Genomic DNA, 11,904 nt, shown 5'->3' with positions numbered 1-11,904 from the left:
TACAAATTAATAGCCCCAGTAAAGAGGAAAGTAATAAGAATCTTGGTGATACGGATTCTGTTGTTGAGCGAGGGGGTGGGTTGGATAATTTTTCATTTCACGGTTTTGATTGCAGTTTGCCGGAGGACCAATTACGGTAGTTGATTGGATAGGGGAAACCGCTTGTTTCCATTGTTGTTCATTGAGACAATAAGTATGGGCCATCATATGAGCTGGAGTTAACCTTAAAATGTCAGAACCGAAAATAACTTCTGGAGTTGGAGCATTGAAAATAGCTAATAAATGAGTATTATCTGCTGTAGCAATTTCATAATGCCACCACGCTTGTGGAATGTTGGCAACTTGCCCGGGTTTTATCGGTAAGTTTAATATTTGATTCGTAAATGGATTAAGTAAAGAAACAACAGCAGACCCTGAAATACAATAAACAAGTTCAGCTGCATTTTGATGAATATGTGGTTCTACAACATTTCCTGTACTTAAATAAATATCTAATAAAGAAGTATTTTCTAAAGTATTTAATTGTTTAATACCAAGTACATTTATATAATTTTGGGCATCTTTCCGAAAAAAATTACTTTTATTTACATCATAAGTAAAATTGGTTGAGGGGGAAGTATAGTCGATGTTGGCAGTCAATTGTATTACCCGCCTTTCTATAGGTAAGTTAGGTTACAAAATTAGGATATGTGTCTAGTCTTTGTTTTGTGCTGTTATCGGTAGCTTAATAAATTCACTTATTCCATAAAGAATAAGGTGTTAATACCAAACTATATTCGTATTCCCATTCATACTTTGGATTGATGGAAAAAAGTAATGAAAATGTTAATTTAAAATTACATCAATCATTTATAAGGAGTGAATGTTCATGTCATTTAGTGAAATGATTAGAAATGAAGTACTCAGCTGGGCGGGTGTTTCTGAAAAACCGCATCGATTTGGTGGTATTGAAATAAATTATGGTAAGAAAGAACTTGGGCATCTTCATGGTGATAGATTAGCTGATTTACCATTTCCGAAGTTAAAGCGAGATGAATTAGTGAAGCAAGGATTGGTAAAACCACATCACGTATTACCTGAATCAGGATGGATCAGTTATTATTTAAAGAGTGAAGAGGATATTCCATTTGCAATTGAGTTATTTCGTATGCAATATGATCGAATTAAAAAGTAAAGAAACAAAGTAGGATAATAAAGATTTATTTTTATGTCACATCCCTCCTTAATCGTTCGTCTTGTATGTAGAACGATTAAGGAGGGATTTTATTATGAATACATTTGATATAGCAATTGTTGGCGGTGGGCTTGCTGGATTAACAGCATCTATATATTTAGCGAAAGTTGGAAGGAAAGTGATTGTATTAGAAAAGTCCAGTCAATTCGGTGGCCGAGGGATGACTACAAATAAAAATGGAATCTGCATGAATCTTGGTGCACATGCTTTATATAGAGGCGGGGCAGCGTTTATAACTTTTAATGAGCTCGGTATGACTCTTCCAGGTGGAATACCATCTACAAAAGCACATGGAATATGGAAAGGGGATATATTCACCATCCCAACAGATTTTCGCTCAATTTTATCAACACCACTACTTTCTTGGTCTGCAAAAGTACAATTCTCACGTCTTATGATTCGTTTAGGAAATTTAGATGTAGGAGAAGTTCCGAAAATGAGTCTAACTACATGGGCAGAAAATGAAATAAAAGATCCAATGATTCGCAATATATTTTATGCGCTATGCCGGACAACAACATATACGTTTGCTCCTACAATACAATTAGCATCATCTGTACTAAAGCAAATACAGCTTTCTATAAAAGAAGGAGTGCTTTATGTAGATGGTGGTTGGAAGACGATAATAACAAAATTAAGAGCTATAGCAAATGATATCGGGGTGCAGTTTTTGGCTAAAAAGCATGTTGTGGAAATTGAGCATTCCGAAGGTAAACAAAGAATACATTGTGTTGATGATGAGGTTTTTGAAGTAGGTACAGTCATCGTGACGACTCCGCCGAAAGAGGCTTGTAAAATAATAAAAGGTGCAGAAGGAACAAGTTTGCATAAATGGGGTGAACAATCGGTACCGGTTACTGTTGGTGCATTAGATATTGGCTTGAGACAATTACCCAATCCTACACATCAATTTGTATTAGGATTAGATCAACCTATATTTTTCACAAATCAATCGAGAGCAGCTAAATTAAGTGAAGACGGATCAATTGCAGTGAGTCTAATTAAGTACCATAATCCTGTGCTAGAGATGAATCATATTCATGAAGATAAAGAACAGTTGGAAAGTACGATGGAGTTGTTACACCCAAATTGGAAAAGAGAAGTTGTTGCACAGCAATATTTACCGAAAATAACAGTAGTACATGATTTTCCTCATATTGACCGTGTTGAAAAGCCGGGTCCTAATATACCTGAAATGCCAGGTGTTTATGTTGCAGGAGATTGGGCAGGGCATGATGAAATATTAGCTGATGCTGCGGTAGCAAGCGGGAAACGTGCAGCGTTACACATTTTAAAGCAATATGAAAGTGAGGCAGTTCATCATGGAAACGGAGCAGTTATATGAAGCGTATCAACCATTATTATTTTCGTTATCATACAGAATCCTTGGGAGTGTTATGGATGCTGAGGATATCGTTCAGGATGTATTTATCTCGCTAAATAATATAGAAGATCCACAATCTATAGAAAATATGAAAGCATATTTATGTAAGATGGCGACAAATCGTTCAATTGATAAATTACGATCGGCAGCGCATAAACGTAACGTGTATGTAGGGATGTGGTTACCAGAGCCACTTGTAGAAGAGAGTGATGAGCCATCAAAGTCATTTATAATGAAAGAATCCCTTTCCGCCGCATATTTATTACTTTTACAACAACTATCTGAGATAGAAAGGATTGTTTTCATATTAAGAGAGGTTTTCAGTTATGAATACGAAGAAATAGCTTCAATTGTTAATAAGAGTAGTGTGAACTGCAGGAAGATCTTTCAACGTGCACGAAAAAGTATGTTGGAGAAACCGAAGCAATCAAAATTAAGCACGGAGAAAATGGCTTCTTATGTTGAAAAGTTTGTATCATCATTACAGTGTGGGGATGCGGAAGGTATGTTAGAAGTATTAAAAACAGATGCTATACTCAAAGCTGATGGTGGCGGTAAAGTTACGACTGCGATCAATCCGATTTATTCTGCAGATCGAATTATACGTTTGTTCTTTGGGATTGCACAACGATTGACAGAAGAGTACACTGTTGATTTCAAAATGGTAAATGGTATACCAGGAGTTATAGTTACAATAAATAATAAAGTAACTTATGTTCTTTCGTTTGCATTTGAGGATGAGAAGATTTCAAATATTTATATGATGGTTAATCCTGAAAAACTTATGCATTTAAATGTAAAAATATAAAAAAGCGCATTTCTTCAGAAATGCGTTTTTTATTATTTTTCTAACATTTCAAGAGGTACATCTTTTTCGCCAGCTACCTCAAATTTAATTTCCCCGTCTTCTTCATAAATACGTGTAATAATCGGTATAGTAATCATTAATTTTTTATGCTGCTTTCGTTTTCGAGCAGCATCTAAGCTAATCACGTTCATTTGTAAGCATCCTTTCTTCTGGAAATATATAAACAAAGAAAATGCGTCCGAAAAGGGCGCTTAATTGAATTTGAAATACCGATTCATTTAAATGGGGTTTATATAATTTAATAACTGCAATTTTTATATGAAATAATATGAATGGAATAATTGCACGTAGAAATTAACTTTACCAAAAAACGAAACAATATGCTATAAAAAATTATAAATCTTTGTCATATAACAGGAAAAAGGTTTTTGTTTCGCATATAATAAAAAGTAGACGGGCAGCAAGAGCTTTTTCATCATATTGCTTGGAAAGGCGATGAAAAGAATGGATACAGTAGATTCATTATTATTACAACTTGAACAATATGGAGAAGAGCATGATCGAAATAAAAAAACAAGGGAAGAAAAATTACGGAATGTTTCTCGTGAGATGGGGCAATTTTTATCAATTTTAGTAAAAGGGTGTAATGCAAAAAATATCTTAGAAATTGGAACTTCTAATGGTTATTCTACATTGTGGTTGGCTAATGCGGTAGAAGAAACAAATGGAAATGTAACAACTGTAGAGCTTTCTTCAGAACGAGTTGGAGAGGCACTTGTCAATTTTGAAAAGGCAAACCTTTTACAAAGGATTGATGTTCACAATCAAGAAGCAGGGGCATTTTTAGATTCCCAATTAGATCATTCATTTGATTTTATTTTCCTAGATTCAGAGCGCACGCAATACATGTGGTGGTTTGAGCATATAAAACGTATGTTACAGCCAAAAGGTTTTCTTGTTGTTGATAATGCAACTTCTCATGCAAGTGAATTAGATGAGTTTATAAAAATGATTGAAGAAGATGATACGTTTGAAACAGTGTTATTAGCGTTTCAAAAGGGAGCATTTGTAGCTCGCAAAAATAAATAGAAGTGAGTGTAATAGAATTATCACATTGAAAACGGGTGAATGTCAAAAGATTGAGTGTAGCACGATTAAAAGAACGTAAATTATTTAGGAAATATATGAAGAATCCGCCTTCAGCATGTAGTTCTCTAGGTCTTAAGTCTGAGGAAAATTATGTTGATTACAGGTATACTTATAGTAAGAAACAGGGAATGACTGCATAAACAGACATTTCTAAAAAAATCGATTTCAAGCAATCAGAATGTGTATGAAATACGATATAATTGATGAAATATAGTGCATATAAATTCGCACATATAAATAAAGGAGCGATTTTGTTGACTGAACTCGAGAAAAAAGAACCTGTATCCATTGTGAAAGATAATAATGTAGAAGTAGTGGTTGATACAGTTATAAAAGATGAAGAACTTGATGAATTAAATAAAGAAGCCGATCTTTATGTACAAAAGTTAAATAGCGAGCAAAATACAGATTTATCGAAAGTATTGTCGCAGCTAGGAGATTTGGGGGATAAAGAACAACAAGCAGCAGGACAAACGTTATCAGCATTAAAACGTCCTGTCACAGCGATGATGAATGGAAAGAATGAAGAAATTCCAAATACATTGTTAGAATTACGCAAAGTAGTATCAGAGCTTGATCCGAATTCATTAAAAGCAAGTGGTATGAAGAAAATTATGTTTAAAGTATTTAAGAAAAATCCACTTGAAACATACGTGCATAAATATCAATCTATAGATAAGCAAATTGAGGAAATTATTAGATCCCTTCTAATTGGTCGTGATAACTTACAAGAGGATACAGTTGGTCTTGAAATGTTAAAAGAACAATCGCACGATAAAATTCATGCTCTTGATAAACAAGTATACTTAGGGAAAAAGCTTGCTGGCATGCTTGAAGCTGAGAAACAAAACCCAGAGCGTCAAAGGGATATTCCGTTAATTAACGATGCATTAGAAAAGATACTTGTACGTACACGTAATATGCAGCAAGCGAAAAGTGTATTATTACAATCTATAGCTTCTGTAGACATCATTAAGAAAAATAATGAAAAATTAACAGAGGCAATACGTAATGCAATTACGATGACGCAAAACGTTGTAACAGTTTCAGCTGCTATTCAGCTTGCATTAACGAATCAACGTAAAACAATTGATGCGGTAAATGCAACGAATGAAGCAATTGAATCGATGGTATTAAGTAATTCTCAAGCGTTAAAACAAAATACAGAAGAAACGACGAAATTGCTTGAAAACCCTGCTATTAGCATGGATAAATTACGTGAATCATTCCAAAATGTGTTCGCTGCAATTGAAGCATCTGAAAAATCGTCAGAACGTATTATTGAGTCAAGCAAGAAGTTCGTTATTGAACTAGACACATTTAATGATGAGATGAAGCAGAAACTCATTCAGCGTCCAAGGAAATAACGGATTATTAGAGGAGGTGAACAAATGAGTTTCATTCAAACAGTACTATTACTACTCGGTACATTGCTTTTAATAGCATTTACTGTCGTTGTTTTAGTCGTATACTTCGGGCGGAAACTGTATTTTTCATGGACGAAGCCATATAAAAGAGCGCAAGATTCTTTAGATAAGATATCAAACAAATCAATACCGTTTCTACAAGAATTTACACAACATCCACTGTTTTATCGCTGGATTCGCACCGAAGGAAAGAAAGAACAAAATACATTAAATACTCTATTTTGTGCATCAGGTCAACGTACGAGAGAGCAAGTCTTCTCGATGTTACCGAAAGAAAAGCAGAAAAAAGTGCATGTAATGGCAAAAACTACGAAAAAGCTTACGAATGAAGATATTGATGTGGCTACGATGAAAGTGAAAGATTTCTTAAGACAAGAAGCGCAGCAAACTGTAAAACCGACAGACTTATCATTTTACAAATTGTATTTTTATGACCGTTATCCAGACGCATTAAATACAATTCAAGCGTATAAACGCTCAATAAATCCTTCATTACAAAGAACGGTTGATGATATTACAATTTCAGTATTAAATGCACTTCCGTACTATCAAGAGCAACGCATGTTTGAACAACAACATAAACTTGAAACATTCTTAATGAAAGATTTAACGGCCATGTTATCGCTGGTAGTACAATTACCACCTTCACAAAGACCAGAGAAGGAAGAAGAACTGAAAATCTACTTGGAAAATTTCCAAAAAGAAATGGAAGTAGTAGAGCGAGATATTCGCGACTCAATTGATCACGATTTAAATGTGAAGATGAGAGCAGCGACTGAGAAGTTTAAGAATAAATAGAAGAGATCGCCTAAAAAGTTGAATGTTTCAGCTTTTAGGCGTTTTTTTTTGTAAATTGAGAGCGTTTAATCTTTTGTAAAATTGTATATGCAAACGTAAATAAATGGTAAAATATAGAGTGGTTTTTTGTACTTTGTGTAAATAATTATTATAAAAGGGGTATGGTATTGTGTTATTTGAGTTAGTCATCCTATTTGTAATTTTATTTTTATTTCTGGGCTATCCCATTAGTAAAGCTTGGGATAGTTTCCAATCGAAGAAGGAAAATTCCTCAAGTATACTAAAGTTCGAGCCACAGGAAATATTATCACTGGGTTTGAGTTATTTTATCTTTGGTTTAGGTATTATGTGGAATGCAAATGATGTAAGAGCAGGAATACCATTACATAAATTTGAAAAGAACGGAATGATGTCTGATCAATATGCTTCTTTAGCCCATGACCACATTACGATAGTAGTTCTCTTAGTTATTTTAGGTGGAGTTTCGTATTGGAAATTAACAACAGGCTTAATAAAACTTTCACCAATATTTTATATTTTTTATAGTACTTTAATGATAGTAAACATTGTATATACATTCATCTATATTACCCATACAGGCTTTGCCTTTTATACGGAACTCGGAGGATTGAGATACATTCCAGTCTTTTGTATTCAAGTTGGAATGGTTGCCTTTAGTCTATTATTCTTAGCTAAATTAAGAAATACATTAGGTTATTTCATACAATCTCAGAATGAGAAAGATTATACGCAGAGCAACAGAATTATATTATTGCTGTATCGTATTTCTTTTGGATATCAAAAAATGGCTACAGTCTGGATGATAAGTTTATTTCCTGTCTTGTTAATTGTTCAATTTATTTTAATACTGTTTGGCCAAAAACCAGATAGTTTTATAAGAGTGTTTATGGAAACAAGTAGTTTTAATTATTCTAAGATTCCTGCCCCAAGTCCTCAAATTGTCTCCGGGGATGGGCATTATTTATGTACAGTTTCTGTGAAAGGCCATAAAAACATCGTTAAGCCATTACGAGCAGGAATTAGGCATGGGGAAAGAATTACAGTTAATCGACAGTTATTAATTGCGAACGCTTTTGAAAATGTAATTGAGGAGCGGGTACCAAAATGTCATAAAGTGATTCGTAATTTTTATGATAAATACGGTTATCCAATTAGTAAACATATTAATACGAAATGGTCGGCTGATTTTGTTTATATTTTAATGAAGCCACTAGAATGGTTCTTCTTATTTGTACTTTACACAGTAGATAAAAATCCTGAGAATAGAATTCATATTCAATATAGTGAACTACGAAAATAAAAGTAAGAGCCCGCATTCAAAAAAATGGGGGCTCTTACTTTTATTTTGCTTGAATAGTAGATTTACTAGAAGCCACACTTTCATTATGCAATCGATCAACTGCAGTTACGACATAGGTATACGTTTCTCCGGAAATAGCGGTTTTATCTACATAAATTTCTCCAAGTTTTGTTTTTCTTACAGTAGTAAGTAAATTTTTGGGATTTTGTATATCCACTTCATTTTTCCCATTCACGCGGTAAATAGCGTAATAAGCAGAATCATTATCTCTATTGTCAATGATACCGATTGCAATACCTTCATCTCTTGGAATGGCGCCTTTTAAAGTCGGTTGTTTTGGTGGATCATGATCAAGCCAAGGCATAGGCGGGATTAATGCAGGATGTTTATATATGTTTTTTGAAAGTCTATCTTTAACTCCGAGTGGATTGTTATTAATATCTTTTAAGCTAAAATGCATACTACCTTTTATATCAGGATATAGCCGGTTTAATGCAATTTGTTTTGGATATTCTTCTGGATCAGACCAAGCAGGGACGGAGTTATTATTAATTTTATAGGCCGCTTGACCGATGTATAGGTGAAGCGGTTTGTTATTTGTTTCTTTAACCCACCAATCTACTAATATGTCATATGCAGCTGGGGTGAAACCTATATTCCAATATATTTGCGGTGTAATGTAGTCAATATATCCTTTTTGTATCCACTCACGTGTGTCAGCATAAAGGTCATCATAGTTTCTTTGGCCTGCGGTTGTGTTAGAGCCAGTGGGATCGTCAGCTATATTTCGCCATACGCCGAACGGACTAATGCCAAACTTTACATATGATTTTTCTTGTTTTATAGCAGTATTTAAATCTTTTACAAGTTCATTTACATTATTACGTCGCCAATCTTCTATATTTGTAAATCTACCATTATTATATGTTTCGTATGTTTTCTGATCTGGAAATTCTTCACCGGCTACTTTATATGGGTAAAAATAATCATCCATATGCAGCGCATCAATATCGTAATTTTGTACGATTTCTAAAGCGCCTTCTGTTATAAATTTTTTCACTTCCGGAATACCGGGATTGTAATATAACTTTCCGCCATAAGTGACAACCCAATCGGGATGTTGCCTTGCAGGGTGATTATTTGATAATCGATTTATATCGGTGTGATTCATCGTTATTCGGTATGGGTTAATCCAAGCGTGGAATTCTATATTTCTTTTATGAGTTTCTTCAATCATAAATGCGAGCGGGTCATAACCAGGATCTTTTCCTTGTGTTCCTGTAATGTATTCAGACCAAGGACCGTAATTTGAAGGATAGAAAGCATCAGCGGTTGGTTTAATTTGTACAACAACTGCATTCATACCAGTGCTTTTTACATCGTCTAATAATCTTATAAATTCTTGCTTCTGTTTTTCAATAGGTAAGCCAGTTTTTGAGGGCCAATCAATATTCAGAACTGATGCGATCCATACAGCACGTAATTCATGTTTTTTGTACGTAGTATTTACTTCAGCATAAGTAGAGTGAGGGGGAATGAAAGAGAAAGGGATGAACAAGATAACGATACAACATATCATTAATAAACGTTTAACGATCATTTATACGCCTCCCTATCATATGATTATTTAAAATAATATCTGAGGCGAGGTTGACCTTGCAATAGAGAAAATTGCATATTGAAACATTAATTTAATAGGAAAAATATTTTTAATGAAATTTACTTTCATTATAACTAAATTCATTTACTACTTCATATGCTTGTTAGTAAAGTGAAACTTCCTTTTATTTGAAGGGTAATAAATTATAAGTATAGGAGGATTAATAAATGAAAGTTTTGTTCGTCTGTTCTGGAGGAATGTCCAGTGCAATTGTTGTAAACGCTTTAAAAAAAGAAGCGGAGAAAAATGGTGTGAACATGGAAGTGCATGCAATTGGAACGAATGAGGTAGAGGAAGAAGTAAAGAATGGCTGGGATGTCGTAATGGTGGCACCTCAAATAAGACACCGATTTGACTCTGTAAAAAAATTTGCAGAGGAGGAATCTATTCCGTGTGGCATCATACCGCCGCAAGCATACACACCGCTTGGCGGCCCGACTTTATTAAAAACTGTAAATGAATTAATCAGTTAGGGGGAAACGTTATGAATAAGTTTGTCACGTTTCTTGATAAAAACTTATCTGGACCGATGGCAAGGCTTTCTGAGCAGAGACATTTACAAGCAATCCGTGATGGAGTTATTTCGGCGTTACCATTTATTATAGTAGGAAGCTTCTTTTTAATAGTAGCATTTCCACCACTGCCGAAAGATAGTTTTATATCAGTTTGGGCATTAAAGAATCAAACAAGTATATTGATACCATATCGTTTAACCATGTTTATTATGTCCTTATATATCGCATTTGGAATAGGATATAATTTAGCGAAAAGTTATAAATTAGATGCTTTATCAGGAGCACAGCTCGCGGTATGTTCACTACTTTTAACATTAACGCCTGAGTTAATTGATAAAAAAGGATTCATGCTTCCGATGACAAATCTCGGAGGTCATGGATTATTTGTGACGATGATTGTTTCTATTTTATCCGTAGAGATTTTAAGGTTTTGTAAGAAGAAAAATGTAATGATTAAAATGCCAGAACAAGTACCGCCATCTGTATCGCGTTCATTTGAAGCACTTATACCTGCAGCATTCGTTATTATTATAATGAGTCTAGTAACTGTCGTTTTTAGCATTGATTTACACCATGTTGTTGATAAATTAGCAGCACCATTGGTAAAAGCTGGGGATAGTTACTTCGGTGTAATGATTCCAGTGTTTTTAATTACGTTTTTTTGGTCATTCGGAATCCATGGTGTGTCGGTTGTTGGAACTGTTGCTCGGCCATTATGGGAAGTATACCTAGGGAAAAATGGTGAAGCAGTTGCTAGTGGAGCAGATCAGTTGCCATTTATTTCACCAGAGCCGTTATATCAATGGTTTATATGGATTGGCGGTTCTGGTGCGACGTTAGGGCTTGTATTAGCTATGATTGTATTTGGTCGATCGAAATATTCGAAAGCATTATCAAGAACTTGTATTGTTCCGGGTATTTTTAATATTAATGAACCAGTCATATTCGGATTACCGATTGTACTAAATCCAATTTTAATTATCCCATTTATCATTACACCACTTGTAACAGCAACTGTTGCATATTCAGCAACTGCGATGGGATTTGTAACACCAACGCATATTATGCCGCCATGGACATTACCTGCTCCAATTGGTGCATATTTAGCAACAGGTGGAGATTGGCGTGCGATTGTATTAGTTTTTATAAATATAGCAATATCGTTCCTTATTTATTTACCATTCTTTAAAATGTACGACAAAAATATGCTTGAAATTGAAAAAAATGGTGACGGGGAATCTGTTAATCCTTAATCTGCACGCTGTTATTTTGAGTGATAGACTTTTTGTCTATCACTTCTTTCACATTAAAACTAGAAAGGGGGAAATAGAATGAATATAAAATTTAGTTATAAAGGCGTATTTTTATTATTATTTGGAGTGATTTGTGCAAATTTACTTTTTGTCCCTTTATTAGGCATGCTAAATCTATCACAAATGCATAGTATCTGGCTTGTTACAAGTATTGCGGCAAGCGTTTTGCTTACGGTAGTTGTTTCTTTCATTGATGGATCGTTTGCATCGAAATCTCAGTTGTTTTTTAGATTTATATTGTTTTCGATTGGTTGTACGTTCGTTACTTACATGATTGTTTTTTAGTAAATAGGAG

13 protein-coding genes are annotated in these 11,904 nt (G+C 34.3%); 10 read left to right on the top strand and 3 right to left on the bottom strand.

Annotated elements, in window-relative coordinates; all coding sequences use genetic code 11:
• Positions 1-6 precede the first annotated feature (6 nt).
• The gene (locus ACUN13_RS12150) at positions 7-639 is read right to left on the bottom strand and encodes a cupin domain-containing protein (protein ID WP_025688142.1); all 633 of its coding nucleotides are present in this window, start codon (positions 637-639) and stop codon (positions 7-9) included.
• 229 nt (positions 640-868) lie between these two features.
• Between ACUN13_RS12150 and ACUN13_RS12145 the strand changes: the two genes are divergently transcribed.
• The 3 genes from ACUN13_RS12145 (at position 869) to ACUN13_RS12135 (ending at position 3,426) form a co-directional block, all read left to right on the top strand.
• The gene (locus tag ACUN13_RS12145; protein ID WP_025688144.1) at positions 869-1,174 is read left to right on the top strand and encodes a luciferase domain-containing protein; all 306 of its coding nucleotides are present in this window, start codon (positions 869-871) and stop codon (positions 1,172-1,174) included.
• 94 nt (positions 1,175-1,268) lie between these two features.
• A complete protein-coding gene (locus tag ACUN13_RS12140) occupies positions 1,269-2,579 on the top strand; it encodes a phytoene desaturase family protein (protein ID WP_025688146.1) in 1,311 nt (436 codons plus the stop codon).
• The gene (locus ACUN13_RS12135) at positions 2,557-3,426 is read left to right on the top strand and encodes a sigma-70 family RNA polymerase sigma factor (protein WP_445423793.1); all 870 of its coding nucleotides are present in this window, start codon (positions 2,557-2,559) and stop codon (positions 3,424-3,426) included. The genes ACUN13_RS12140 and ACUN13_RS12135 overlap by 23 nt, the downstream gene beginning before the upstream one ends.
• A gap of 32 nt (positions 3,427-3,458) precedes the next feature.
• Here ACUN13_RS12135 and ACUN13_RS12130 read toward each other — a convergent pair whose 3' ends face one another.
• Positions 3,459-3,617, bottom strand: a complete 159-nt coding sequence (locus ACUN13_RS12130) for a hypothetical protein (protein WP_001100984.1) — start codon at positions 3,615-3,617, stop codon at positions 3,459-3,461.
• A gap of 304 nt (positions 3,618-3,921) precedes the next feature.
• On the opposite strand from ACUN13_RS12130, the gene ACUN13_RS12125 reads away from it, so the two are divergent.
• The 4 genes from ACUN13_RS12125 to ACUN13_RS12110 all read left to right on the top strand — a co-directional run bounded on the left by ACUN13_RS12125 (position 3,922) and on the right by ACUN13_RS12110 (position 8,121).
• Entirely contained in the window at positions 3,922-4,515 is a 594-nt protein-coding gene (locus tag ACUN13_RS12125) for an O-methyltransferase (protein WP_002182747.1), read from the top strand.
• A gap of 314 nt (positions 4,516-4,829) precedes the next feature.
• Positions 4,830-5,942, top strand: coding sequence for a toxic anion resistance protein (locus ACUN13_RS12120; protein WP_000137402.1), 1,113 nt, complete (start codon positions 4,830-4,832; stop codon positions 5,940-5,942).
• Between the two features lie 24 nt (positions 5,943-5,966).
• Entirely contained in the window at positions 5,967-6,800 is an 834-nt protein-coding gene (locus tag ACUN13_RS12115; protein ID WP_342761828.1) for a DUF3974 domain-containing protein, read from the top strand.
• 169 nt (positions 6,801-6,969) lie between these two features.
• Positions 6,970-8,121: a DUF6688 domain-containing protein gene (locus tag ACUN13_RS12110; protein WP_088345788.1), complete on the top strand. Its 1,152-nt coding sequence runs from the start codon at positions 6,970-6,972 to the stop codon at positions 8,119-8,121.
• 40 nt (positions 8,122-8,161) lie between these two features.
• On the opposite strand, the gene ACUN13_RS12105 is transcribed toward ACUN13_RS12110, so the two are convergent.
• Entirely contained in the window at positions 8,162-9,721 is a 1,560-nt protein-coding gene (locus ACUN13_RS12105; RefSeq protein ID WP_025688153.1) for a glycoside hydrolase family 10 protein, read from the bottom strand.
• Between the two features lie 227 nt (positions 9,722-9,948).
• Here ACUN13_RS12105 and ACUN13_RS12100 point away from each other — a divergent pair, with 227 nt between their 5' ends.
• The 3 genes from ACUN13_RS12100 (at position 9,949) to ACUN13_RS12090 (ending at position 11,894) form a co-directional block, all read left to right on the top strand.
• Positions 9,949-10,254, top strand: a complete 306-nt coding sequence (locus ACUN13_RS12100) for a PTS sugar transporter subunit IIB (RefSeq protein ID WP_000865907.1) — start codon at positions 9,949-9,951, stop codon at positions 10,252-10,254.
• Positions 10,255-10,265: 11 nt separating this feature from the next.
• Positions 10,266-11,549, top strand: a complete 1,284-nt coding sequence (locus ACUN13_RS12095; RefSeq protein ID WP_001032280.1) for a PTS sugar transporter subunit IIC — start codon at positions 10,266-10,268, stop codon at positions 11,547-11,549.
• A 78-nt stretch (positions 11,550-11,627) separates the two neighbouring features.
• A complete protein-coding gene (locus tag ACUN13_RS12090; RefSeq protein WP_025688156.1) occupies positions 11,628-11,894 on the top strand; it encodes a hypothetical protein in 267 nt (88 codons plus the stop codon).
• Positions 11,895-11,904 lie beyond the last annotated feature (10 nt).

Source organism: Bacillus cereus group sp. Bce041 (genome assembly GCF_052646455.1).
This window is presented reverse-complemented; position numbering and strand designations above follow the sequence as displayed.